Genomic DNA, 24887 nt, shown 5'->3' with positions numbered 1-24887 from the left:
ACGATTAGCAATGCCAATAGCGTGTTCACCATCAATAGCCCGTGTTGAACGTGGGCACATCGCTGACGACACCCTCTATATTCAGCACGCACCACCTGTCACTCCCTGGGGGGTTCAACAACTCCGAATATTCAGTTATGTCGGATACCGGTCTCGTTTACTTATACCCTATTTAAAAGACTTTCTGCAAAAACCATCATAACCGCGCTGTCTTGCGGTTTACCGGTTTTGTCTTTGTTCCACCTTGTTCAGCTCGCTGAAATCCACCATGGATTCTCGTGAAAACAACGTCTGGTGATAACACATACTATCGAAGACAGGGGACAGCGTCCTTCACTGGGAAGCGTATATAATCAAAACTGCCAGGGCCGACAATCGTTAGTACCCGTCAGCTATCTCGTGTCGAACGAGCCGATCACGTCGGTCGTCGAATGGGTCTCGACGACATCTTGCTCGTCGAAGTCTGTGTCATCGCTCCAGATGTCTGCGTCCTTGACCAAGGCACACGCGACATATAGCACATCGTCGGGATCAGTCTCACCAATCGCTGCTTCGGCCTCTTCGATGTGCGGATAGAACTCGTCGGCGGGGACGACCTCAATATACTGAAAGAGAAGGTCGACGAACTGGGTGACTCGCTCTGGACTCATGCCGGATTTCTCGACGATCAACTCGGTGTAGTTCTCGATCTCGTCGTGGACGAACTCGGGCGTCAGGAGGTCGGGTTCGAGCGTGACGATTAGTTCACGGGTTTTCGAGTCAGCGATGAGCGCGGATATGACGACGTTGGCATCGACGACCAGCTTCATTCGTTGAAGCTACTCCGACTCCTCTTCGACGCGCTCGCGTGCGCTCTCGTTGATCTTATCAGCAATATCGGCAACGTCGCTCTCGGTGAGTTCACTCCCGGACGTGAGTTCGTCCATCACTTCGAGTGCCTCGATTTTTTCCTGGATGGCCTGGCGGGTAACCTCACTCCAGTTGATTTCCGGGTGTCTCTCCATCTGGTCTTTGAGATCGTCGTCAACGTTGACGGTGATACTGGGCATACAGAAAACTATGTAGGCACAGAATATTGTGTCTTTGGGTCAAAACGCATCAACAAGAACTGACTGCCAGCTTCGCGGTAGTTCTCTCGCCAAGACTGGGCAGGATATGTGAGCGGAGTTCTTGGAGTAATACGGCCGAGTATCCGATCTTCCGGCTGCTCATTGAGTCCGAAATTCGTAAGGTTGCGTCAAAAATCGACGCACCAACCTACTAATGTGTATCTAGAGGCCTTCTAACAGCCATTTTTATTGTCTACCGGCTCTCTCTTTGTTCGACCTTGTTCAGTTCGATAGCTCACGTAACACGGTCTTGTGTACTTTACCGGTTTCCGAACAACACCTATATACCAGCTCGGTCGAAATTTCTATATCTTGGTGTCGAAATCGGGAGTATTGCGTGATTTTAGGCAAACTTCTGTGTCGATCGGCAGACCAAAGAAGAGCCGATAAAGCTAGCCGTCCAGCACGTTGCAGAAGTTCTAGTACGCGTTCCAGAGGGGTGCAGGTGCCTGAGATTGTTTCTCCTACACAGTCGTGTGTTGGCATGGTGTACTGTGGGAGTCGAGAGTGGCACACTTCCATTTCGGGTAGCACTATGTAGCGATACTTCCTATCGTAGTTCCGGACGAACTCTGATTGGTTTGTCGGGGCGCGTCGTCACCGATGGTTTCAGAGTCAGGTCTCGGTCGGAAACTAACTCCAAGTGGTACTGTTGAGCGATAGTTGCGACAACCAGCGTTGCTTCGAGCATCGCGAATCGTTCACCGATACACCGGCGTGGGCCGCCACCGAACGGGAAATAGGCGAACTGCGGGAGCGACTCCTCGAACGCGTCAGACCACCGCTCAGGTGTGAACGCCTTCGGGTCGTCGAAGAACCGCGGGTCGTGATGCACCGCGATCTGATTCATTGCCACCGTTGCACCCGATGGAATCTGATATCCGCCGATTTGGTCATCCCGGACGGGTTCCCGGAGAATACCGAATACTGGCGGATAGAGTCTGAGAGACTCCTTGAGAACCTTTCGGGTGTACTCGAGATCCGGAACAGCCGACATCGTGGGTGGCTCACCGTCCAGCACATCGTCGAGTTCAGCGACGAGCCGTTCCTCTTGTCTCGGATGCGTTGCAAGTAGATACCAGGTGAACGTGAGCGCGATCGCCGTCGTCTCGTGACCTGCGAACAGCAGCGTGACGATTTCGTCACGGAGCTGTTTGTCATTCACCGTTGTGTCCGGTTCGTCGCTGGCCTCCAGAAGCATGGAAACGACGCCGTTCCCGGGCTCGGCGCGTCGCCGTGCGATAATATCGTACACGATCTCATTGATCTGTTCGAGTGCGTGCTGATACCTGCGGTTCCGAGGCGTTGGAACCCATTGTGGAAGGGAGACTGGGCGAGCGGTTCTCTTGCGAAATTCCTCCATGATATCGTGAAACGCCGATCGCAATTCCGACGACTCCTCTCGAATGTCGATGTCGAGTAGTGTACTGGCGGCGACCTCGAGCGTGAGTCGTGTCATGTCTGTGTGAATATCCCGCGGAGTTCCCGCTTCCCAGCCAGCTAGCAGGCGCTCTGTGTAGTCGGTCATCATCTCCGCGTAGATGGAGATGCGCTCCGGGTCGAATGCTGGTTGGACGAGATGACGCTGTCGTCGCCAGTCGTCACCCTCGTTCAATAGGAGCCCCTTGCCGAGGAATTCGCCGAACTGCTTGGTCAAGAACGAGCCTTTGGTGTAGTTTGTATTGTTCTCAACCAAGACGTGATGGATGTCCTCCGGATCGTTCAGCTGGTAGAACGGCTGACCGAGCACCTCGAAGTAGACGACATCGCCGTACTCCTTACGGCACTGCTGAAGGAAGTTGAACGTATGCCGTCCGAACTGCAACGTGTTGCCGAGTACAGGGAGGCCCTTCGGGCCCGGAGGATTCGTAGTCGTGATGTGATTTGACATGTGTAGGAGTCACTAGCCAGTCGGAAAAGTATGTTAGGCCGACATCAAATAGTCTGCGACGACGTCTCTGTGAGTTTCCGGTCACTTTACCCTGACAAGTTTGATATCTGACGTTATCTGTTGACCTGCCATCTTTCGTTTCCGGATATCATTTGCAGCTTTGTGGGGACATTGATCGCGCGTCTTCCGGTATGGACTCGGTTGTCGGGGGTGCGGTGCAGACCAGCAGTTAGCTTAATACATCAGCCTGTTTGTTTGACATGTGCGAGAACAGAGTCCCACCTCCGATCAGAAGGAAACGGAGAACAGAGCAGGTCACCGTTTCGAGAATTCGACGGTGAGCGAGTCTGGGAGCGTTCGAAAGGGCGATATCGAGACGTACTACGTGCGACGTGGTGACGGCCCGCCTATCGTCTTTATTCACGGAATGGCTATGAGCACCACCGAGTGGGAACCACAGATGGAGGCTCTCAGTGACGAATTCACCACCATTGCGTACGACGTGCGTGGCCACGGCCACACCGGCGGCTCCGACCGGGAGTCGTACGATATGTCGGTGTACGCCCAAGACCTCGACGCGCTTCTCACAGAATTAAACGTCGAAAATACGGTTCTCTGCGGACTTTCGATGGGTGGCTGTATCGCTCAGGTGTACGCTGCGACGTATCCCGGGAAGATAGCTGGCCTCGTAGTGTCCGATACGTTCACCGCCGCTCCACTACCGTTGAAAGGACGGCTCATCTTCGCCAACCTGCGGTTCTTCGGTCTGCTAGATCGTATCGTGAGATACACCACGCTAAACCGTTTACAGACGTGGGTCGGGCAACGTCTAGCTCCTGGGATTGCCGGCGACAGCGTGACCACGCAGCGGCTCATGGACGAAGCACCGACGATATCCCACGCGGAATTCGTTAAGATTGCCAACTCGGTAGCACAGTTCCCGGAGAGTGACTTTGATGCCTCGCAGATCACCGTCCCTACGTTAGTGATGCACGGAGAAAATGTACCGCCAGTCCTTCAGGACATGCACAAAAGACTCGCCACACAACTCACGAATGCGGACGTAGAGATCTCCGTGATACCGGATGCGGGCCACGCCTCGAACATCGACAACCCTGCAATCTTTTCCAAGGTGTTGCGCGAGTTCATCGTCCAGGAGGTATTGAAATAACATGGCTCAGCAAGAACAGCGATCAGCCCTGGGTGGGTTGATACGGATTAGCATCCTCAGTGGTCTCATCGGCGGAGTGTGTCTTATTCTCACTGGGCTCGCTCTGCTTAGCGTTCTGAACGAGTCACTCGATATCGTCTCCATCATCGGCTTTGTCGTGATCTTTATCGGATTCGTCCTGTTAAAACGCGAAGCAATCAGTAGTGAGATTGACTCGATCAAGCTCCGAATGCCATCCGAATAGAATTACTCCACACTGTTTTTCGAAGCACGGCATACTGGTTGAAGCGTAAACCAAACCTTGTTGCGTGTTACCGAGACTCACGCTGCTCCACTTTGTTCAGGTCTCGGACTGACGTTACAAGAGGAGTGATTTGAGCTTTCGACGTTTGATGAGTGGGAAGACCTCCTCCCGTCGGGGTAATGGCCGAACTTGGTTGTCGTCGTATCGGCCTCTTTGAGGCCCTCAAGCAGTGATCGGTTCCGCGACTCGTGCAGAATTCAGGGCGGATATGATCCATCCACCATACCATGTGAACATTTACCACTACGCCGGCCGTCATACCATATCCATGTCCGACGATTCGACCGGTCAGTACAGTTTCGGGGGAGACTCTGCCGAACGCTATCTTTTCCTCGGGGCAATTATCACCATCGTCACAGACGGTACCGCGACGGACGGCTCGGTCACTGTTACCGAAATTGACGCACCACCAGGGTACGAGAATAACCTGCATACCCACCCGCCAAACGAATTATTTTACGTCCTTGACGGGGAGATGACGCTGTATGTAGATCGGAAGCCGTATCACCTGACGACGGGCATGACTGGATTCGTTCCGGCTAATCGGCCACACGGGTTTCGCGTCGTGGGCGATACCCCTCTTCACGTCCTCGCTATCTTTGTACCTGCTGGCATGGCGGGTTTCTTCCGAGACGTCGGTACCCCGATCGAGACACTTGAGATACCCGACTACCACGGCCCGACTGAGGAGGAACTCGAACGCATGATGGCCGCCAGTCCGAGACACGACATGAAACGGCTCGGCCCGCTTCCGCGGCCGACGTGACAGTTCCCCGGAGGCGAGTTCGCTCGATCCGGGGTGATACTGAAATCAGGCCGTGTATTCAGCAATGCGTCTGAAAACCTATGAGGTCATAGAGCCTACTTCTCTGTGGAAGGGTTTACCGAGAACATGCCAGTCATTCAGTGCAATGGAGCCGACCTATATTATGAGGAACAGGGAGAAGGGCCACCGATTGTATTCCTTCACGGAGGGTTTGCCGGTCTGCGGTATTTCGAACCTCAGGTGGTTGGACTCAGCGAGGATTTTCGCACAGTGGCGCTCGATTTCCGAGGACACGGGAGATCGGAGAAGACGGAGACGGGCCACACGCTTCCACAACATGCCCGCGATCTTCGGGCCTTCCTCGAACAGCTTAACCTGACAGACGTCGCGGTCGTCGGCTGGTCGATGGGGGCACTCGTCTCCTGGGAGTACGTCGATCAGTTTGGCACAGACGGAATTCGTGCACTGGTTGACATCGATATGGAACCATCACCGTTTCAGCGAGAGGATTACGAGTTCGGAACATACACGATAGAGGGAATGCGGGAGGCACTCGACGGGATACAATCGAACCCACTGGAACTCACCGACGAATCAATAGAGGCACTGCTCAAAGACCCACCGTCGAGGGAACTCCGGAACATGATGTTCGACGAAGAAACCCGAACGCCGCCGTCGGTGCAGGGCTCGATGCTTCTCGGTTTGATGCGAGATTACCGGGACGTGCTTCCCAATATTGATGTCCCGACCCTCGTCTGTGCTGGAGCTGATGAGAAATGGCGGGGTGTCGCCAATGTGAAATACGCGGCTGAGCTCATTCCGGACGCACGGTTCGAACTTTTCGAGGAGAGCGGACATTGTATAACCGTTGAGGAGCCCGAGCGTTTCAATCAAGTCCTGACAGAGTTTCTGGACTCAATCTGACCACGACTCACGACCTTGAACGCGACGGTGAACTGGCTGAGTCGGTCGGTAGTTCGCCGTATGGATACACCCACTACTCTCGTATGCGGACGAATAGCACCATGTATTGCCTCGAATCTTGAAACAGTCATCGACCGTTGTTAACAGATATAGCACCACGAACCGACCAAACTCTCTGATTCCAACAGATGGAGTTGGATTCAGCAAAGGCCCGGGGTGGAGCTTATGCTATGTGGACAAATAACATGAATATGGAAACGGATAGTGATACGCCGCGAGCGTGGATGCTTGACAGCCGAGACGGTGATGCGTATTGGTCTCTCGGATCGCTCACTGTCCTGAAAGCTACAGAAGAGAATACCAATGGGTCGTTCTCTCTGATAGAAGAGCAAATCCCTGCGGGACAGTCGCCACCGTTGCACGTCCACCAATCCGACGACGAGATGTGGTACATCATCGACGGGAGAGTCACGTTCGAAGTCGATGGCGAACGGTTTACCGCAACTAGCGGCTCGACCGTGTTTGCGCCTCACGGACTTCCACATAGCTACATCACTGAAGAAGAAACGCGATGGCTCATGTTCGTTCACGAACCCGGCCTCGAACAACTGTGGGCGTCGGTTGGGAGCCCCGCCGACTCGTGGACAATTCCAGACGATTCAGAAGTCGAAGAACAGAAGGATCGCGTTGCTGAGCAGCTCGAACAGTACGGTATTGAGATTGTCGGAGATCCTCTCACTGCTGGTGAAAACCCGCCACAATAAGTATCTCCCTCGTATCAATAACTGGGGTTGTTATATGTGGTTCTGTCAAACGTGGCAGTGAATCGGGAGTCCTTCGGAGATAGAACTGTAACATCATTCATCGACCGCGAATTCAAAGAACAGCTAACGGAAGGGAATTCGGCAGCCAAACAGGCAATAAACAGCCTAAGCCGCCTGTTTGAAGCTACCTGGACTCCCGTTGCTCCACTTTGTTCAGGTCTATAACTCACATTACACGGTTGCGTGCACTTCTCCGGTTTCCGAACAACCCTTATGTAACAGTTGGGGCGAACGGTCTATCTTGTATTGACGATTTAGGGTGTATCGCGTGATGTGTGTCGAGTGTTACCAGCAATTAGGGCGCACACTTTCATTACGTACTACGATCTCTGTACCATCGATTAATATAGTGTGCAATTTTGCCGCTGGGTGCGTCTCCGGCCACCCTTAGACTGATGCACAGTCACCCGGATAATCGTGTTCTAATGAGAATATGGTATATTATAACTAAGAATTGCCCCACTCACAGTTCTCTGTGCTATGCCACTTTACATGGATGTCCACCGAGATGTTGACGCAAGCGTCGAAGACGTCGTAGAGGCTCACAAGAAGGACGTCGAGGCTCAGGAGAAACACGGTGTGAAATATCTAAACTACTGGGTTGACGAGGATGAGGGAGCTGTCTTCTGTCTGCTCGAAGGCCCGAGCAAAGAAGCAGGTAAGAAAGTCCACAAAGAAGCCCACGGCCTCACCGCAGACGAGATCTTCGAAGTCGAACAGGGCGAATGAGTACAGACCACAAGTATTACGGATTATTCGAACGGGGTAACATCGGCTTTCACAGCCGAAAGATGTCGTGGGCCCATTGGCTCGCGGCAGCGCTCGCAACTGTCACAGGGGTGATCCACTTATATCTGCATTGGGATCAAGGATTCGTGCCGTTCCTGTTCGCGGGTGTCGTCTTCCTCGGAGCAGTCGCTGCACTCCTCTTGAACGTGTACCGGCGTCTTCTCTATGCACTTGGAATCCCCTTCACTGCCGGTCAAATCGTGATCTGGGCTGCACAGGGTATACCGGATATGGACATCGCCATCTTCGATAACGCGACTTTGTCGTTCAGGAGGCATTGAACTAAAATGACTCAGCACGAACAACGATCAGCCGTGAGCGGATGGATGAGGATTAGCATCCTCAGTGGTCTCATCGGCGGAGTGAGTATGATTCTCACCGGGATCGCTCTACTTAGCGTTCTGAACGAAGCGGAATTCGAGATCGTTGAGCCGTTCGGGGCGTTCGCAATGGCGCTCCTCTCACTCGCACTCCCGGCGTTATACATCGCTGAGCGGTCTTGGTTCGGTCGCCTCGCCAAAAGTGGATACGGCCTGATGAGTCTCGGATGGGTTGTCGCAACCGTCGGAATAATCCTGACGAGCCTTACAATGCCTCCCCTCTCTGAGACAGGATTCATCGCTTTTCTCCTTGGACTTCTTGTGGCGATGCTCGGTGCACTACTGTTCGGGGTTGCGATCCTTCGCTCTGACGCCGCAACGATTCCCCGCCTCAGCGCCTATTTCCTCATCGCCGCGCTACCTGTTGGCGTCCCTTTCGCAATAGGATTCACTACATACGTGATGGGCGAAGGTGCTGATCCATGGGCCGGCCCGATGATACTCTACGGACTCGCGTGGGTAGTTTTCGGACGCTACCTCTGGACTCGTCAGTAGTGGCCACAGACTCCGCTGAGTGAAACGTCCTGTTTGATTTCGTCGATCGTGGTGGAGAACTCGAAAATCACTCGACGACGAAGTATAACGTCATTCACTGACCGCGAATCCAAAGGGCAACAATCGGAAGAAGAAATCGCGCCTCGGCCAGCAGTACACAGTCTGAGGAGTACGTTTTCGGCTACCTACTTTCTCTTTGCTCCACTTTGTTCAACTCGATCAGCAGCCGGAAAATCGCCTTCACAAGGTTGGCGTCGACGTCGAAGCGCTCGGCGTTCGATCCGGCGCGCTCCATCACCCGTTCTTCCTGTCCCTCGTCCGTCGTCGGGAGGTCACGCTCCGCCTTTACGGCCGCCACAGTGTCGGCAACGTACGTCCGGCGGGCGATCAGTTCGACGATCTCTCGGTCGATGTCCTCGATCTCGTGTCGCAGTTCGTCGAGGCTCCGGTCCTCCGTGTTCGGTGTGTCACTCATTGTACTGAATTTGTCACTCGACGGTCGCGCCGTCGTTTCTGGTCGTCGTTCGTCGCAGCGTTCCGGGTCGCTCGTCCCACGCGTCGGCGACCGCGTCGAGGTCGGTCTCGGGGTCGATCGGGTCCGCAACGGCGACCACGCTCGGGCCGGTGCCCGACAGCGACACCCCGGTCGCGTGCGGCATCGCCTCGACCGCGGGGTCGGCGTCGAACCCGAGCGCGGCCGAGAAGGCGAGGCCGTTGACCGTCATCGCCTCCGCGTACCGGCCGTCCAACGCGAGGTCCGCCACGAGGTCCGCCATGGGCGCGACGGCCTCGCAGCGGGCCACGTCCGCGTCCGCGCTGTAGGCGCGCTCGGGCGGGGTCCACACGAGGACGTCCCAGTCGACGGTCTCTCGCGAGCGCAGTTCGTCCGCGCCGTTGTCGGTGACGGTGACGCCGCCGAGCATCGAGGCCGTCGCGTCGTCGAACGCGCCCGTGACCGTCACGCCCGCTTCGCGGGCCGCCCGCACGCCGAGCCGACAAGCCTCCAATCGGGTGACGTCGACCGCCGGGTCGGCGTCGTCGCCGTCAGCCTCGTCGCCCACGGTCAACCCGAGCGCGTCGCAGGTCGCGAGCACGGTCGCGTTGGCGGCCGCGCTCGAACTTTTCAGTCCTGCCGCGAGAGGCACGTCGCTGTCGGTCCGGACGGCTCCGCCCTCGCCGTCGCCCCACCGGTCGGTCGCGAGCGCAACGCAACGCTCGATCAGGGCGGTGTCCGCGTCGGGCGCCTCGCTTATGATCCCGTCGACGCCCTCGGCGGTCGCGTCGAGCGTCACGGTCGCGCGCGTCTCGACGTCGATACCGAAGGCCGCGCCGGTGCCCGTCGCGAGCGCGTTCAACACCGTACCGGCGCCGAGCGCCGCGGCCCGTCCCTCCATGCACTCACGGCTCGCGAGCGCGGACAAAGAGGTAGCGATCACGGCGAGACTCTCGCCGCCGCGCTCGTCCTCCCCATGTGGGAGGTTCAGACCGGTTCGGCGCGCCGAACCGCGACGTCGACCGCGTACCAGTCCGTGTTGGCCGGGACGTTCGACTCGCTGCTCCGGAACGTGATCGAGGTCTCGAACCGTCGTGCACCGTCATCGAACCGGTCGTCCAGGAGGAAGCGGCGAGTGACGTACCCGCGGCCGACCGCGGTGCGCTCGGGGGAGTTCGGCCGCGTCGCGTACGCGTCGACGCGGAACTCGACTGTCCCGTAGCTGAATCGGCCTCGGTTCTCGACGACGAGCCGTGCTTCGACGGTCGTCTCGCTCCCGTCGTCGCTGACATCGAGCACGTCGACGTTCGTGATGACGAGCCCGGAGCCGTCCGGCCCGACCGAATCGGGGACGGGTTCCTCGTCGGTCTGTTCGGCGTCGGTTTGTTCGGCGGTCGAGTCGTCCGCGTCCGCCGTTTCCTCGCTCTCCGCGGTCCGCTCGCCTTCGGCGTCGCTCTCGCCGTCGTCGGCATCGTCCGGCTCATCATCGGGCGCACCGCTGGTTCCCTCCTCGCCGCCCTCGCCCGACTCCACGAGACAGCCGGCGAGCAGCGCGGGGATGGTCGCGGCCAGCAGTCGCCGCCGGGAGCGTGGGCTGTTCATTCCTCCCTCCTCGACGCGGTCCGACCGAACAACGTGGTTCGCGCCCGCATCGGTCACCCCGCCACCGATCCGAGCGCGCCGGCCGCGGCGCCGACCACGGCGGCGATGACCGCGGTGGTGAGAATCGGAGCGAGCGCGTCCCCGATGCCGTGCGCCTGCGTCGCGGCGTCGCCCTGCGAGGCGACGACGAGGACCACGACGACGATCCCGTACAGCAGCGCCCCGACGCCGCCGCCAACGCCCGCGGTCGCGGCCGCCTCCTGCGCGTCGTACGCCCGCGACCCGAAGAGCACGCCGAGGACGCCGGCGAGGAGCGGCGCGCCGACGAGGGCCGTGGCGGTGGCGGCGAGGTACGACTGCGCGACGAACACCGGACCGAACCGCGCGGTCTCGCCGGTCGCGGCGGTCGCGAGGGCGGTCTCAGCCCACCCCGTCCCGACCGCGGCGACGAGGCCGACTCCCACACCGACGACCGCGAACACCGCCGTCGTGAGGCCGACGCCATTCGCGTTCATCAGGCCACCACCCATCCGTCGGCCAGTCGTCCCTGCCACCCGGCGCGTTCTTCCCACGCGTCGCCGGAGAATCCCGTCGCGAGCAGGAACTCGCCGGCCTGTACGACGTAGCCGTACTGCACGCCGGCGTGCTCGTCGAAACCGTAGCGCTCCCCTTCCGCTTCGTCGTGGTACAGCCGGTGCCAGCGGGCGGGGCCGTCGGCGTCGTTGCTCGACCCGTCTCCCGAGGAGTTCGAGTTGGCGGCGGTCGCGTCGGGATCGATCGGGGTGCGTCCCTCCGTCGACGCGTCCGCGACGACGGCGTCGAGTCGGTCGCTCGCGACCGTCGCGTCCGGATAGCGCTGCACGTACGCCGCGGTTCCGCCGAGCTCGTACGCCCAGCCGCGGAACGTCTCGCTCGGGCGGGCCGCGAAGGCGACGAACAGTTCCTCGGTCCGGTCCTCGGAGCGAGGTACCGGCCCGAGTCGGGCGCGGAGCTCCTCGCGGCGGTCCGCGGCGAAAGCACCGCCGTAGATCCGCGGGCGCCGCGAGCCCTCGTACGGTTCGTGCGAGAAGCTCGCGAACCCGCGGCTCGCGAGCGCGACCTCAACGAACGCGTCTCCTCGGACCTCGCGTCGCTGGTCGTCGTCCTCCGGAAGGGGATACAGCAGCCGGTCAAGCAGGCGATTGCGAATCGGGTCCCGAGAGAACGTCTCCGAGACGTACGTCATCGTGTCCATTCCGGAGTACTGCCGACGCATCCGGTCAACCTCTTCGAGGAACCGGTCCACGTCGTTCCGCGGGGCGACCGTCCGGAGTATTTCGACGTGTGGGCGACCGCGAGCGTGGATTTGCGCTTCCGGGTGGAAATGCGGCTCTAGCGCCTCGGCGGCGCGGTCGGCTCCCACGCGGACGGCCTCGTCCAGCCGGTCGACCAGTTCGACGCTCACCGCGTTGGTTTCGTCGGCCGTCGCGCGGACCGCGTCGATCTCGTCGATCAGATCGCTCACCGCAGTGCGATACGCCGCGACCGCCGCGGGGTACTCGGTCGCGAACCAGACGATTTCGTCGACGACGCGCCGAGTAGCCGCCGCGAGCGCGTCGTTTTCGACCGGCTCAGGGTCGCCGATCTGCTCGTCGTCGACGTCCTTCTCGGAGCCGTCCGCGTCACCGTCACTGCCGTCGTCCGAGTTCGGAGGGGTTTCGGCCGGGGCCGCGTCGGGGTACTCGACGCCCTGCACGCCGAGGCACCCCGCGAGTCCGGCGGCGAATCCGGCGCCGGCACCCAACAGACCCCGTCGCGTCCGTTGCATGCGGTGTGGTCCTCCCGGCGGGGACTTAAATGTGGTATACCCGATTCTCGCGAGTGAGGCCGCGCGTCGACGTCGTCCTCGGGACGCCGGCCTCTCCCGAGGGACCGGCCCCTCTCGGTTCGGCCATAGCCTCGGAGCGCTCGCCCACCGTCGAGCGCGCCCCTTTTGAGGGGCGCGACCCGAGCGACGCGTATGTCAGCGCCTTCACGCAGCGACGTCCCGCCGACGTCGATCGGGATCGACCTCCGCGAGGAGGGGGTCGTCGTCGAGTACCTCGACGGCCGAACCACGCTCTACCGCGGCGTTCCGGACGCGACCGAGGGGTCGGTGACGGCGGGCCCCGGCAAGGAGACCCACGTCCTCGTCACGGACCCGACCGAGACCGAGGGCGTGATGACGTACGTCAACGACTACAACACCGACGACGAGATACTGGAGGACTCCGGCGTCGGCCGCGTCATCGTGGAGGAGGGCGAGCGCGACGAGGTGTTCCCCGGCGTGATCGTGGGCCGAACCGGCCAGCGCAACGAGGTAATCGCGGATCCGGAGATCGCTGGGGGACGCGTGTTCGTCTTCGTCGAGGACGGCTGGACTGAGGGGAGCTTCGAGATCGTCGAGGGCCCCGAAGACGGGCTCGACGCGCACCGATGACCGCCGCACGGTCGGCTTCGGCGGCGTCGACCCCGACGCGATGAGCCTCGCGAAGCCCTGGCGCGACCTCGACCGTGCGACCGTCGGGAGCGCGCCGAGCCGCTATGCGCTGTACGAGTTGGGGGACGCCGACGGCGAGACGGTCGGCTTCGGAACGGGCGTGCTCCGCGACGAACTCAAAGAGGCGCTGGCGTACGGGGACGCGTCGAAGGTTCGATGGACGCTCGCCGACTCGCCCGAGCACGCGGAGCGACTGTTCGCGGAGCACGTCGAGGAGTAGCCGGGCGCGACGACGCTCGCCTCGACGGGGCGAACCACAGGCGCCGGAAACGACCGACAGACGAAAGTCCCGCGGTCGCCGAGAGTGGGACATGAGCGACGAGGCGGACGCCGACGACGAGGTGTTGCGCGCGAGCGACATCGGCGGCGAGGGGCCCCCGATCGAGGAGAAGCCGTACAAGATCGTCTTCGAGGCGAACAAATGCTTCGGGGCCGGGAAGTGCGCCGAGGTCGGCGAGAACTGGGTCATGGACGTACAGAGCGGCATGGCGAAGCCACGGTCGTACTACATCGGCGAGGACGAACTGGCGGAGAACGTCCGGGCCGCAGAGGTCTGCCCGGCGAAGAAGGACAAGGGAGTCATCCACGTCGTCGACCGCCGCACCGACAAGGAGATCGCGCCGAACCCGCACGGCGACGGGACGCTCTCCGTCGACTGGTAGCGTTGAGGGAGTCCGTCGCCAGGGTCGTGGCGACCATCCGAAAGGGGTTTGACCCCGCCGCCGGAACGGAAATCCGCGCGGGGGTGGCTGAGCCTGGCCAAAAGCGGCGGACTTAAGATCCGCTCCTGTAGAGGTTCGAGGGTTCGAATCCCTTCCCCCGCACTCCCACGGCGAGCAGTTCGCGATCCGCGGGCGTCCACGTACCGGCTTTCCTGTCGAGCCCTGTTACGCCCGTTTTCGACGATTAGACGCCGATCAGGACCGGTGACGGCTTGCACTGAGTACTGTTGACAACCGACTGACCAAATATATTTGGTGGCAAGGCTTTATCACATCACCGGGTAGCAGAGGCGTAGAACACCAACGCGGATTCTGTCACCCACTCATTATGAATATCGAAACGAATGTGGACGGAGACGTCCCTGTATGCAAGGTTAATTTACACGAGGACACAGACCGTTCGGCGAGCCATAGCGTGGTCAGCAGCATCGCGGAGCTGACTGGCCGAGACCCGAACGACCTCGACCCGCTGTGGGACAGCGTGGACCCGGAGGCGTTGGACTCGTTCGTGGACCACGCGAGCGACCGCTCGACTCCGTGTCGGATCGCCTTCGAGTACGAGGGATACGAGGTCGAGCTCATCGGGGCTCGGCGGCTTCGCCTCACCGCGAAGAGGGAGCCGCTCTCGTCCCCGATGCCGTAGCGTCGGGCCGCTGTTTACTGCGACGCCTCCCGCGAGGCCCGCCTCCCTGTGACGACCTGACCGGTTCCGCCGACGGACGTACGGCTCGCCGAACCCGCGTCCGGACCGCGGCGGCCGACGGCGCCGCGTCGAAGCCGCTCGACTAACAGCAGAACATGAACGGGTACACCAAGGCGACGCGGTCGCCCTCCTCCAGTACCGTGTCGAAGCCGTTCTCGTTCTCGTTGAAGTGGCCGTTCACGAGGATACGCGCGTACGCGATGGTCTGCTCGCCGACCGGGTTCTTCGTCCACGTGCCGGGCAGTTCCTCGGGAGCGGGTGCCCAGCCGCTGTGCGTCGCGTCCGCTTCGGTCTCCGCGATGAGCATGTCCTGTAGCTCCGGGTACTCCTCGAACAGTTCGTCGAGGAACGCGCGGAGCGTGTCGCCCTCGAACGTGTACTCGAACTCGTACACGCCGAGCTCGGTCCGGACGTGTCCGGTACACCGCACCGTGACGGTCGTCTCGGCGACGGCGTCTTCGGCCGTCCCGACGTCTCGCGTCTCCGCTTCGACGGCGGCTTCCGCCGACTGTTGACTCGGTGACATACTCCGGCGTACGGCTCTTTCGAGGGTAAGCGCACTCGCGAACGTGTTCGCGTGTTGAGTGCGGATTCGGCGAACGAACTGGGTGGCTCGGATCGGGAGAGAGGAATCCCACGCTCCGGCAACGCCCTCCGAACATGTTGCCGCTAAACGGATTGGGTGATGGCGGCCAACTCCCTGTCGATGGAGATCACACGCAAATCCATTGCGAAGGTCATCGTCGCAGCGTTTCTGCTCAACCTAGTCGTCATGGGTGCAGGGGCGTGGTTCGCGTATCAGGAGGCGCCGCCGATCCCGGACGAGGTCGTCGGTCCCGACGGCGAGGTGATCGCCACCGGCGATTCGATCCAGGAGGGCAAGGAGGCGTTCCAGCGAAACGGCCTGATGAATCACGGTTCGATCCTCGGTAACGGCGCGTACTACGGCGAGGACTACACCGCCGACGCGCTGGACCGCAAAGCAGAGTACATGCGCGAGTACTACGCCCGGGAGGAGTACGGTGCCGGCTACGACTCGCTCTCCGACTCGGAACGGGCCGCGGTCGCACAGACGGTTCGGGCCGACCTCGACAGCGCGCACGACGGCGGGGCGATCGAGTACTCGGCCGCGGAGGTCTACGCCCACGAACAGGTCCGCGAGGTCTACGTCGAGCGATATCACGAGGGCGATCACGACCGGGGCGTGCCGGACGGAATGATCGCGACGTCCGACGAGGCCGAGGAGTTCGCCGACTTCGCGCTGTGGACCGCGTGGTTCTCGCACACCGACCGCCCCGGCGCCGACAACTCCTACACGAACGAGTGGCCCTACTCGCCCGCCGCCGGCAACGACGCGACCGGCGCCGCGATGCTGTGGAGCGTGATCTCGATGGTCCTCCTCGTCGGCGCGGCCGGCGGCGCCATCCTCCTGTACAAGTCGGTGAAGCTCCCGGAGCCGTCGGCAGAGGGGATCACGGTGCCGGAGCCCGGCGAAGTGAGCGTCTTCCCGAGCCAGCGCGCGGCGCTCAGATTCGTCCCCGTCGCCGCCGCCTTATTCCTCGCACAGGTGTTGTTGGGCGGACTCTTAGCCCACTTCTACATCGAACGTGCGGGCTTCTTCGGCATCGAGGAACTGTTCGGCGTTCACATCCTCCAACTGCTCCCGTTCGCCATCGCGAAGACGTGGCATATCGACCTGGGTATCCTCTGGATAGCGTCGACGTGGCTCGGGGCCGGCCTGTTCCTCCCGCCGCTCCTGACCGGCCATGAGCCGAGGAATCAGGCGCGGTACGTCAACGTCCTGCTCGGTGCGCTCGTGGTCGTCGTCGGCGGCGGGATGGCCGGCATCTGGCTCGGCGCCAACGGGTACTTCCCCGGCGAACTCTGGTGGCTCCTCGGCAACGAGGGACTGGAGTACCTCGAGGTCGGCAAGGTGTGGCAGGCCGGTCTGCTGGTCGGGTTCGTCCTTTGGGCGGTCCTCGCGGTTCGAGGGCTCAAACCCCTGCTCGACCGCGAGCCGATATACGGACTCGCGCACATGATCCTCTACGCCGGCGGCTCGATCACCCTGCTGTTCGTCGCCGGCTTCCTCTTCACCCCGTCGACGAACATCGCGGTGACTGAGTTCTGGCGGTGGTGGGTCGTCCACATGTGGGTCGAGGGCGCCTTCGAGTTCTTCATCGTCGCGATCATCGGACTCACGCTGGTCTCGATGAACCTCCTCACTCGACGCAGCGCGGAGAAGGCCGTCATGTTGCAGGCGCTGTTGGTGATGGGGACCGGCGTCATCGGCGTCTCGCACCACTACTGGTGGATCGGGATGCCCGACTACTGGGTGCCGATCGGGAGCGTCTTCTCGACGCTGGAACTGCTCCCGCTGATCTTCATCCTCTACGAGGCCATCGGTCAGTACCGCGCGATGACGAGTTCGGGCGGGTTCCCCTACACCCTCCCGTTCATGTTCATCGTCGCCAGCGGCGTGTGGAACTTCGTCGGCGCCGGGGTGCTCGGGTTCTTCATCAACCTCCCCCTCATCAACTACTACGAACACGGCACGTACCTCACCGTCGGGCACGCTCACGCGGCCATGTTCGGCGCGTTCGGCTTCCTCGCGCTCGGCATGGTCGCGTACATGTTGCAGCTCTCGATCGACCCGGACCGCTGGGACGGGTCGTGGCTTCGCGCGTCCTTCTGGCTCTGGAACGTGGGGCTCGCACTGATGGTGTTCGTCTCCGTGCTCCCGGTCGGGTTCCTCCAGCTCGACGTCGCGTTCACCGAGAGCTACGCGGCGGCCCGGAGCCTCGCGTTCTACGAGCGCGAGACCGTTCAGTGGCTGTTCTGGGCGCGGCTCCCCGGAGACACGCTCCTGATCGCCGGAACCGTCGTCTACCTCGCTGACGTGCTTCGGAAACGGTTCGTGCTCCGGCACTCCGAGGAAGACCCGACCGTCGACGACATGGCCGTCGCCGAGGGGATCGTCGGCGACGACGACTGACGGAACGGCCGCGTCCTCGCCCGCGAGCTATTCCCGGCGCATCCGTTCTCGCTTGATCGGTGTCACGCACCGTCAGCGCCGGGGCTGTGCCGTCACACCGGTACCGCCGGCGCCCGGACCGTGCGGTCACACCGGTACCGCCAGCGCCGGGACCGTGCCCTCAGCCCGAACGCCCCGCTCACGCGATCTTCATCATCCGTGTCTCGAACTTCCCGACGCGAACGCGGACCCAGCCGGCGAGTTCGGCGTCGAGCTCGGGATCGTCGGTGTCGACCCGCAACGCGCGGATATCGTCGAGCTTCGTCCGCGAGGCGACGATCCGGAGATCGCAGCGGCGGATCACGGCGGGCGACAGCTGTGGGTTCCCGCGGCCGAAGACGAACCCCTGTCCGCCGATGGGGGAGACGACGATCACGTTCTCGTCACCGAGCGCGTCGAGTATCTCAGCCTCCGTTCCGTCCCACACCACGACCTCGCCATCGCGCCACACGTCGACGCCGATGGGCGACGGCTCGAACCCCAGTTCGGCCTTGATGGCGCCGACGGTCGACCCCGGCCCGAGGACGAAGGTGACGCCCTCACCGTCGCGCTCGCGGATGTCGGCGGCGACGCCCTCCGCCAGCGACTCCACGGTCCCGCTCGCGGTCTGTTTCGACGACTGGAGGTCGTCGGCGACCGGCACCCGAGCGACCGCCCGCAGTTCCGGATGGACCTCTCCTTCGCGGTAGGCGTCCTCGTCGATGTCCATCACTTCGCGGCGCTCCGTACGCGAGAACGTCGCCGCGATCTCGGCCGCGTCCTCCGGGGAGACGGCGAACACCGAGGAGTACACCTTCACTCCCGCGGGGACGCCGAGCATCGGGACCTCGCTGTCCGCCGCCTCCAGCGCCGTCGCCACGTCGCCTGCGGTGCCGTCGCCGCCGACGAACAGGACCAGGTCGACCGGGGCGTCGTCGTCCCGCTCGTCGTCCCCTCCGTCGCCGCCGACGAACGCCTCGACGACGCGCGCGGTATGGTCGGCGGTCGTCTCCGTGGGACCGGGCGGCCCGTCGATCTCGTCCCCGAACGGATCGACGACGCGGACCGGGTCGAAGCCGGCGGCCCTGACCACCTCCTCGCCCATCGGGTCGGCCGCGGTCGAGACGGTCATCCCCGGTGCGACTGCCGCGAGGCGGTCCAGCGTCCGCCGCGCGCGGGTGGGGGCCCGCGGCTCCGCGCCCAGCGCGACGGCTTCGGCGACCTTCCCGTCGGTACCCTTGAGGCCGACACGCCCGCCCATGCCGGCCACCGGGTTCATCACGAATCCGACGTGCATGCTCCGACCTATGGCGGCGGAACCTTAAGCGGGCGCGTCTCGGCGGCCGCGCGAGACCAGCGCATCGGCCCGAACCGCCGCCCGGGAGGCTCCGGACCTCACCGATCGCGGAAGTTCAATACTTAAGACGCCCCCGGAGCAATCGCGAACCATGCTCCTCGAAGCCGCCGTGACCGAGCCGCTTCCGATCGACGCGACCGCGACCGCCGTGCTCCTCGTGAGCCTCGTCATCACCGCTGTGTGGCTCGCGTACCTCTACCGATAGCCGTCGCCCGGTTTTCGGCTCGGACGCCGCTCAGCCGCCGGTCGGCTCACTGCGACTCTACGAGTGTCGACCGCTCCCGAATCCACTCGGCGGCGCGTTCGGCCTCCGCTTCGCTCGTCGCCGTGATCTTCACGCGGACGCTCTCGCCGGGATAGGAGCCGACGCTGACGTCGAACGCCTCTTGCAGCTCAGTGAACCGCTCTAAGAGGGCGCTCTCCGGCTCGTCGACGTCGACCGTGACGGTGTAGGTCGGCGTCCCCTCGAACTCGTCGGCGACCGACTCGAACATCGCCTTCATCTCGGTCGGGACGCCGGGGAGGACGTACACCGACTCGACGACGGCGCCGGGCGCCACCCCCCTCTCGTTGGCGAGCGGTCGGCAGTCGGCCGGCAGGTGCGTCGTCTCGGCCGCGAGGTCGCCGGCGCTGTATCCGCGCTCTGCGAGCCACGCCGCGGCCTCGTCGTTCGTTTCCAGGTCTCGCCCGAAGGCGGCCGCGACCCCGTCCATCGTCACGTCGTCGTGCGTCGGGCCGAGCCCGCCGGTGACGATCACCGTGTCGTACTCGGCGTAATACTCGTTGACGACTCTCGCGATCTCGCCGACCTCGTCCGGAACGACGGTGACCCGGCGGACGACGACCCCACGCTCGTCGAGGCGGTCGCAGAGCCACGTCGCGTTCGTGTTCTCGGTGTCACCGACGAGCAGTTCGTCCCCGACGGTGACGATTGCGGCGTTCATAGCTTCTAGAAGGCGGCCTGCACTCAAAAGTATCCGCGTTCGTGTTCGGCCCTTCGGGAGTGACCGACTACTCTTCGTCGTCGTACACGCCGAGCCCCAACTCTCGGCGCTGCTCCTGCAGCGCCTCCAACTGCCGCCGGAAGTAGACGACCCCGACGACCGCCGCGACGAGGGCGATCACGAGAATCACGCCGAAGACGACCAGGTCGGTCTCGCGGTACGACTGGACCACGACCGAGCCGCCCTCGACCGACTCCCAGGTGATCCGGTCGCGACCATCTACCGTCTCTATCTCGTAGTCGCGCGGGGCGATGTGACCCACGACCGGGAAGTCGGTGCTGAAGCCGGGAGGAAGCGTCACGGCGTACGAGCCGTCGACGTACGCCAGCGTGGTGAACCGCCGGGGCGACCCGGCCGCGGAGAACGCGACCTGTCCGCCGTCCATCCCGTCCGGGAAGCGGATCCACGTCTCGTCGGGCGTCCGGTCGACCTCCCCGCCGCGAGCGCGGAACTCGGTGCCGTTGAGCACCTCGCCGTCGGCGGTTCGGTACCGGAACGCCTCGAACTCAAGGGGCTGATCGCCGGCGTACGGCGTCTGTATGTACAGTCGAAGCTCTTCGACCTCGGCGACGTCGTACACGACCATGTACTGGGTTCCGGTCGAGAGGTTGAACGCTGCGTCGCGGTCCGTATCGAACTCGTACTCGCTCGGTGGCTCCGCGTCGAGGGTCTCGTTCGCCACTTCGCCGCCGTCGTTGACGTAGGTGAGGCAGCCGGCGCTGACGGCCAACAGGGCGACGACGGCGACTGCAAGGGCGAAGCGTCGGTTCACGAATTCAGACGATACAACGCATCTCGGCCGGGAGATACGAACCGATCGCGGCGAGCAGTCCCGGCGGATCGGTGCTCTCGGTGCAGACGATGCTCTGTTCGAGGAGGCCGAGCCGCTCGACCGTGACGATGTCCTGCGCGTGGCCCGCGCGGTTCACCGTCGCGCGCACCTCGCCGCGGGTCGCCGAGTTGACGTTGAGCCGGCCGTTCCCGCGCTGCCAGTCGTACAGGCGGTCGCGCTCGGCGTCCGCGAGTCGGCTCGGTTCGGCGTCCGGATCGCCGACGTCGCCGCCGTAGACGAATCGCAGCGGGAGGTGTTGGACCAGGCCGAACCGCTCGACGACCTGCGCGGGCGACCCTCTTCCGAGTCCGATTTCGTCGGCGGGTATCTGAACGTCGACGCCGGCGTCGATGACGAAGCCGTCGTCGTCCCACGACTCTAAGGTGCCGACGTACTCCTCGCCGGCCGTTAGCCCGTCGTCGTGGGCGACGATTTCGCCCCACGTCTCCGCGAGCACGTTCCGGGCGACTTCGGCGTCTTCGCCAGTCAAGTCCACCTGTACGAAGTCGTCGTCTCGAACGCCGACCTGCCAGTCGACGGCGAGTTCGCCGACGTCGTTGGCGACGAGCGATCCCATACCGTCCAGCGCGCGGTCGCGAGCGTCGCCCTTGACGTAGCACTTGGTTGCGAGGACGACCATTAGCCCGTCACATCCACGTTGAGTTCGTCACGAAGCTCTTCGACTCGCCGGCCCATCGCATCGCGGAGTCGGTCGTTGTCCATCGCGTCGAGCGGCGACCCGCACTCGGGACACTCGAACCCGAAGTCCATCGACTCACCGAACTCGAAGCGGATCGAACACACCTCACAGAGGTAGAACTCGTGGGTGCGCTCGTACTCCTCGCGCTCCTCGAGTGCCTCGAGCAGGCGGTACATTTCCTCTTCGAGGTTCTCCGGGATGTTGTCGTAGTGGAACGTCCAGAGGTACGTGAGCCACCCCGAGTCCTCGTCGCGAACCCGACGGTACGTCGCGAGGTCGTTCTCGTACAGGATGAACAGCGCGCGTCGGACGTCGTTAAGCTCCAATCCGAGCTCCTCGGCCAACTCTTCGTCGGTGACCTCACCGTCGGGCGGCGCGGCCGCGACCGGCATCCCCGTCGGCCCCACCAACTCGTGGAGGTACTTTTGGATGACGGGGTCGTTCAGTAGATCCTCAAAAGCCATTGCCTAAACTTGGTGGTGGAACCGGGTTAAAAGCTCCGAAAGGGCCACCGCTGGCGCGGTCGCGGATGTCGGTCGCCGGTGGCTCCGGCAAAGCTTTACGCCGTCCCTCGGACACCCGTTCGTAATGAGCGAGTCCCGCGCTGCCGCCGACTCGACCGGCCGGATCCGTCTCCGCCGAGCGGTCGCCGGCCTCGCGCTCGCGACGGTCCCGGTACTGCTCGCCGCGGTGCCGCTGGTCCTCGTCGCCGTTCTCCTCGGCCCCGCCGGCCTCGGCGTTCTCGGTCCCGGCGCGTTCGGCGGCCTCCCTCCGGCACTCGCTGGCGTGCTCGCCGCGGCCGTCCTCGGGCTCGGCGCCTCGGCACTGGTCGGACCGGTGCTCGTCGACCGACGGATCGCTCGGCTGCCCGAGGCCGACCTCGAAGACCGGCCGACCGACTTCGTCGCCGACCGCGTCGCGACCGTCGCGGCTGACGTCGGCGTCGAGGCCCCGTCGGTGACGGTCGTCCGGTCCGACGCGGCCAACGTCGCCGTCGCCGACGGCTACCGCGGCTCGCGGCTGGTCGTCTCGACGCGGCTGCTCCACCTCCCGGCCGCCGACCGCGACGCCGCGCTCCGCCACGCGCTCGTCCGGCTCCGGACCCGCGAGGCCGCGATCACGACGGCCCTGCTGCCCGCGCTGGCGCTCGTCGAGACGGTCGCGCTGTTGGCGACGCTGCTCGTCGGTCGCCGCCCAGAACGGACGGCGGCCGATCGGCGCGTGAACCGGATCCACGGGTACGAGCCCGAGCGAAACCGGATCCCTCACCAGGCGTACACGGTCGCCGGCGTCCTCCTGTGGGTGCTGCTGCTGCCGGCGTGGGTCCCGGCCGTCCTCGGTGAGCGTCTCTACGTCAGCGGGGGCCGCCGGGACGCCGACGCCGCCGTCGCGCGCCGCGGGAGCGCCGAACGCGACGGCCTCGGGAACGCGGTCGCGTTCGCCGGCGAGGCGGCGGGCGCCGCCGACTGGCCGCCATTGCTCGACCGACTGTCGTTCGTCTCGATGGCCGACGCCGAGACGGGACGCGTGCGCGGGACGAGTCGGCAGGAGGCGCGCTTTCGGCTGGCGCTGCTGCGATCGAAGCGACCGCTCTGAAGCGTCTCGCCACGCGGACCCTCGGCCATTGCTTAGACGCCGACGCTCAGGGGTGCGCGGGCACCCGAATCCGGAGCGTGCTCCCCTCGCTCGACGATTCGATCGTGAAATCCCCGCCCGCTTTGCCCACGATCCAGTGTATCTTCCACAGCCCCAGCCCCGACCCGTGCGTCACGGACGTCTCTCCCCGACCGAGCACGCTCGTCTCGTGGTCGGGAATGCCGGGGCCGTCGTCAGTGACCTCGATCGCGATCCACTCGGGAGACTCGCGCTCGACGTGTATTTCGACCGACCCGCCCGGCGCGTCGATGTGTTTAGCGGCGTTTTCCGCGGCCTCCTCGACGGCTTCCAACAGGCCGACGGCCGTGGTTTCCAGCGGGTCGCCCGACGGCATGGAGAGCTCGATCGTCACGTCGGGATACGCGTCCTCCAGACGCGATCGCAGCTGAGTTAGGTGGCTTCGAAGCTCGGTCTTCGTCCTCGCCGGCGACGGGGTGGACAGGACGCGGTCGACCTTTTGGACCTCGTTGGCGATCCTCGTCAACTCGTTCGCCGCTGTGGCGATCCGATCAAGCGACGACTGCATCGACATGTCAGCGGCGTCCTGCTGCAGCAGCTCCGCGTACCCGGTGATGAGGTTCATCTTGTTCCGGAGGTTGTGGCTGAGCACGCGGTTCATCACCTCCAATCGTCGTTCCCGAATCTTCCGGTCCGTGATGTCCGACTGGAATCCGACGAAGTGGGTGACTTCTCCCGCCTCGTCGCGGACCGGGGCGATCGTGAGTTGGTTCCAGAACGCCTGGCCGTTGCGCCGGTAGTTCAGGATGTCGACCGCCACCGGTCGCTCCGCGTCGATCGCCGCCCTGATCGTCGCGATCGTCTCCGGGTCGGTGGCCTCGCCCTGTAGGAACCGACAGTCGACGCCGATCGCTTCGGAGCCGTAGCCGGTGAGCGACTCGAATTCGAGGTTCGTGTAGACGAGCGGGTTGTCCGCCTCTCCCATCTCGGACTGGTCGGCGATCGATATCCCGACCGGCGCCTCGTCCATCGCCTGCTCCTTTAGGCGGAGGTCCTCGACGGTGTCCGAGAGCTCTCGCTCGCGAGCCGCAAGTTGGAGCGAGGTGCGCCGCCGCTGGACGAGGTTAGCGATCCGACCGGAGAGGGTCCGCCGCCGAACCGGGAGCGTGATCACGTCGTCGACGTAGTCCCACGCGTTCCCAACGGTCCCCTCGGTCGCGCCGTCGCTCAGGAGTAGGACGAACGGGAGGAAGACGGGATCGGCACGGTCGCGGTGGCGCTGGATCGACCCGGCGGCCCGGCTGAATTCGTTGGCGTCGAACACGCAGCAGTCGAAATTCGAATCGAGCGTCTCCACGTCCGTCGTCGACTCGACGGTGAACCGGTCGCTCAGAGCATTGGCCACCAACTCGCGATCGCGACCCGGACGCATGAACAGCAGGACACAGGGATCGTCCTCAGGGGGGAGCGGCCCCCTCTCGGGGGCGTCGCCGACGGCCTCCTCGGCGGCCGGGTTGCCGTCCCCGGAGGATGGATCGGCAGTGGACCGCTCGGAACCCGTGTCCATTACCCTTAAACTCTGAGCGTACGGCCACTAAGTGTTACCCATTCTTGACCTCGTTGACGTGACAGCTTAGAAATAGTATGGGCGAGCGGCGGGCGGGTTGACGGCCGTC

Annotated in this window: 28 protein-coding genes and 1 tRNA gene; 14 read left to right on the top strand and 15 right to left on the bottom strand. The window is 63.3% G+C overall.

Translation table 11 applies throughout. The annotated features are described in order from the left end of the window. Positions 1–392: 392 nt before the first annotated feature. From ACNS84_RS14640 to ACNS84_RS14630, 3 genes are all read right to left on the bottom strand, one after another. A complete protein-coding gene (locus tag ACNS84_RS14640; protein WP_435075597.1) occupies positions 393–809 on the bottom strand; it encodes a PIN domain-containing protein in 417 nt (138 codons plus the stop codon). A gap of 9 nt (positions 810–818) precedes the next feature. Further along, positions 819–1049 carry an AF_0619 family ribbon-helix-helix protein gene (locus ACNS84_RS14635; RefSeq protein ID WP_435075596.1) on the bottom strand — a complete coding sequence of 77 codons (231 nt, stop codon included), beginning with the start codon at positions 1047–1049 and terminating at the stop codon, positions 819–821. A 610-nt stretch (positions 1050–1659) separates the two neighbouring features. Beyond that, positions 1660–3000 (bottom strand): cytochrome P450, encoded by a 1341-nt coding sequence (locus tag ACNS84_RS14630; RefSeq protein ID WP_435075595.1) that lies wholly within the window; start codon positions 2998–3000, stop codon positions 1660–1662. Positions 3001–3337: 337 nt separating this feature from the next. Here ACNS84_RS14630 and ACNS84_RS14625 point away from each other — a divergent pair, with 337 nt between their 5' ends. The 7 genes from ACNS84_RS14625 (at position 3338) to ACNS84_RS14595 (ending at position 8653) form a co-directional block, all read left to right on the top strand. Then, entirely contained in the window at positions 3338–4171 is an 834-nt protein-coding gene (locus ACNS84_RS14625) for an alpha/beta fold hydrolase (RefSeq protein WP_435075594.1), read from the top strand. A gap of 572 nt (positions 4172–4743) precedes the next feature. Further along, positions 4744–5241 (top strand): cupin domain-containing protein, encoded by a 498-nt coding sequence (locus ACNS84_RS14620; RefSeq protein WP_435075593.1) that lies wholly within the window; start codon positions 4744–4746, stop codon positions 5239–5241. A 126-nt stretch (positions 5242–5367) separates the two neighbouring features. Beyond that, a complete protein-coding gene (locus ACNS84_RS14615; RefSeq protein WP_435075592.1) occupies positions 5368–6165 on the top strand; it encodes an alpha/beta fold hydrolase in 798 nt (265 codons plus the stop codon). A gap of 251 nt (positions 6166–6416) precedes the next feature. After that, a complete protein-coding gene (locus ACNS84_RS14610; RefSeq protein WP_435075591.1) occupies positions 6417–6929 on the top strand; it encodes a cupin domain-containing protein in 513 nt (170 codons plus the stop codon). 540 nt (positions 6930–7469) lie between these two features. Continuing rightward, positions 7470–7718, top strand: coding sequence for a DUF4242 domain-containing protein (locus tag ACNS84_RS14605; RefSeq protein ID WP_435075590.1), 249 nt, complete (start codon positions 7470–7472; stop codon positions 7716–7718). Between the two features lie 146 nt (positions 7719–7864). After that, positions 7865–8059, top strand: a complete 195-nt coding sequence (locus tag ACNS84_RS14600; protein WP_435075589.1) for a hypothetical protein — start codon at positions 7865–7867, stop codon at positions 8057–8059. 6 nt (positions 8060–8065) lie between these two features. Beyond that, positions 8066–8653 (top strand): hypothetical protein, encoded by a 588-nt coding sequence (locus ACNS84_RS14595; protein WP_435075588.1) that lies wholly within the window; start codon positions 8066–8068, stop codon positions 8651–8653. A gap of 181 nt (positions 8654–8834) precedes the next feature. Here the strand turns inward: ACNS84_RS14595 and ACNS84_RS14590 are convergent, their stop codons facing one another. The 5 genes from ACNS84_RS14590 to ACNS84_RS14570 form a co-directional block, all read right to left on the bottom strand. Further along, positions 8835–9128, bottom strand: coding sequence for a chorismate mutase (locus ACNS84_RS14590; RefSeq protein WP_435075587.1), 294 nt, complete (start codon positions 9126–9128; stop codon positions 8835–8837). Positions 9129–9141: 13 nt separating this feature from the next. Continuing rightward, positions 9142–10047 carry a shikimate kinase gene (locus ACNS84_RS14585; RefSeq protein WP_435075586.1) on the bottom strand — a complete coding sequence of 302 codons (906 nt, stop codon included), beginning with the start codon at positions 10045–10047 and terminating at the stop codon, positions 9142–9144. Between the two features lie 86 nt (positions 10048–10133). Continuing rightward, a complete protein-coding gene (locus ACNS84_RS14580) occupies positions 10134–10748 on the bottom strand; it encodes a hypothetical protein (RefSeq protein WP_435075585.1) in 615 nt (204 codons plus the stop codon). 53 nt (positions 10749–10801) lie between these two features. Further along, on the bottom strand, positions 10802–11263 hold the full coding sequence (locus tag ACNS84_RS14575; RefSeq protein WP_435075584.1) for a hypothetical protein: 462 nt from the start codon (positions 11261–11263) through the stop codon (positions 10802–10804). Next, complete coding sequence (locus tag ACNS84_RS14570) at positions 11263–12555, bottom strand: hypothetical protein (protein WP_435075583.1); 1293 nt, start codon at positions 12553–12555, stop codon at positions 11263–11265. The genes ACNS84_RS14575 and ACNS84_RS14570 overlap by 1 nt, the downstream gene beginning before the upstream one ends. Positions 12556–12747: 192 nt before the next feature. Here ACNS84_RS14570 and ACNS84_RS14565 point away from each other — a divergent pair, with 192 nt between their 5' ends. The 5 genes from ACNS84_RS14565 to ACNS84_RS14545 all read left to right on the top strand — a co-directional run bounded on the left by ACNS84_RS14565 (position 12748) and on the right by ACNS84_RS14545 (position 14631). Further along, complete coding sequence (locus tag ACNS84_RS14565) at positions 12748–13206, top strand: DUF5796 family protein (RefSeq protein WP_435075582.1); 459 nt, start codon at positions 12748–12750, stop codon at positions 13204–13206. Between the two features lie 40 nt (positions 13207–13246). Next, positions 13247–13486 (top strand): DUF7508 domain-containing protein, encoded by a 240-nt coding sequence (locus ACNS84_RS14560; RefSeq protein ID WP_435075581.1) that lies wholly within the window; start codon positions 13247–13249, stop codon positions 13484–13486. A 91-nt stretch (positions 13487–13577) separates the two neighbouring features. Further along, positions 13578–13928 (top strand): ferredoxin, encoded by a 351-nt coding sequence (locus ACNS84_RS14555; RefSeq protein WP_435075580.1) that lies wholly within the window; start codon positions 13578–13580, stop codon positions 13926–13928. A gap of 77 nt (positions 13929–14005) precedes the next feature. Beyond that, positions 14006–14090: transfer RNA gene (locus ACNS84_RS14550), tRNA-Leu, on the top strand. A gap of 226 nt (positions 14091–14316) precedes the next feature. Continuing rightward, positions 14317–14631, top strand: a complete 315-nt coding sequence (locus ACNS84_RS14545; RefSeq protein WP_435075579.1) for a HalOD1 output domain-containing protein — start codon at positions 14317–14319, stop codon at positions 14629–14631. Between the two features lie 142 nt (positions 14632–14773). Here ACNS84_RS14545 and ACNS84_RS14540 read toward each other — a convergent pair whose 3' ends face one another. After that, a complete protein-coding gene (locus ACNS84_RS14540) occupies positions 14774–15217 on the bottom strand; it encodes a MoaD/ThiS family protein (protein WP_435075578.1) in 444 nt (147 codons plus the stop codon). A gap of 180 nt (positions 15218–15397) precedes the next feature. Between ACNS84_RS14540 and ACNS84_RS14535 the strand changes: the two genes are divergently transcribed. Continuing rightward, complete coding sequence (locus ACNS84_RS14535) at positions 15398–17686, top strand: nitric-oxide reductase large subunit (RefSeq protein WP_435075577.1); 2289 nt, start codon at positions 15398–15400, stop codon at positions 17684–17686. Positions 17687–17864: 178 nt separating this feature from the next. Here the strand turns inward: ACNS84_RS14535 and ACNS84_RS14530 are convergent, their stop codons facing one another. From ACNS84_RS14530 to ACNS84_RS14510, 5 genes are all read right to left on the bottom strand, one after another. Next, entirely contained in the window at positions 17865–19001 is a 1137-nt protein-coding gene (locus ACNS84_RS14530; RefSeq protein WP_435075576.1) for an ATP-NAD kinase family protein, read from the bottom strand. A 311-nt stretch (positions 19002–19312) separates the two neighbouring features. Continuing rightward, entirely contained in the window at positions 19313–20005 is a 693-nt protein-coding gene (locus ACNS84_RS14525) for a competence/damage-inducible protein A (RefSeq protein ID WP_435075575.1), read from the bottom strand. A gap of 67 nt (positions 20006–20072) precedes the next feature. Continuing rightward, complete coding sequence (locus ACNS84_RS14520; protein WP_435075574.1) at positions 20073–20837, bottom strand: DUF5803 family protein; 765 nt, start codon at positions 20835–20837, stop codon at positions 20073–20075. A gap of 4 nt (positions 20838–20841) precedes the next feature. Next, positions 20842–21537 carry a DUF2110 family protein gene (locus ACNS84_RS14515; protein WP_435075573.1) on the bottom strand — a complete coding sequence of 232 codons (696 nt, stop codon included), beginning with the start codon at positions 21535–21537 and terminating at the stop codon, positions 20842–20844. Next, positions 21537–22061, bottom strand: a complete 525-nt coding sequence (locus ACNS84_RS14510; protein ID WP_435075572.1) for a transcription factor — start codon at positions 22059–22061, stop codon at positions 21537–21539. Before ACNS84_RS14510 ends, ACNS84_RS14515 begins: the two co-directional genes overlap by 1 nt. 124 nt (positions 22062–22185) lie before the next feature. On the opposite strand from ACNS84_RS14510, the gene ACNS84_RS14505 reads away from it, so the two are divergent. After that, on the top strand, positions 22186–23193 hold the full coding sequence (locus ACNS84_RS14505) for a hypothetical protein (protein WP_435075571.1): 1008 nt from the start codon (positions 22186–22188) through the stop codon (positions 23191–23193). A gap of 46 nt (positions 23194–23239) precedes the next feature. Here ACNS84_RS14505 and ACNS84_RS14500 read toward each other — a convergent pair whose 3' ends face one another. Next, the gene (locus ACNS84_RS14500; RefSeq protein WP_435075570.1) at positions 23240–24778 is read right to left on the bottom strand and encodes a PAS domain-containing protein; all 1539 of its coding nucleotides are present in this window, start codon (positions 24776–24778) and stop codon (positions 23240–23242) included. Positions 24779–24887: the final 109 nt, after the last annotated feature.

This window comes from Halorubrum wangae, from assembly GCF_051194135.1.
Lineage (GTDB): Archaea > Halobacteriota > Halobacteria > Halobacteriales > Haloferacaceae > Halorubrum.
Note: the sequence above shows the minus strand (reverse complement) of the source record. Positions and strands in the feature narration are given on the sequence as shown.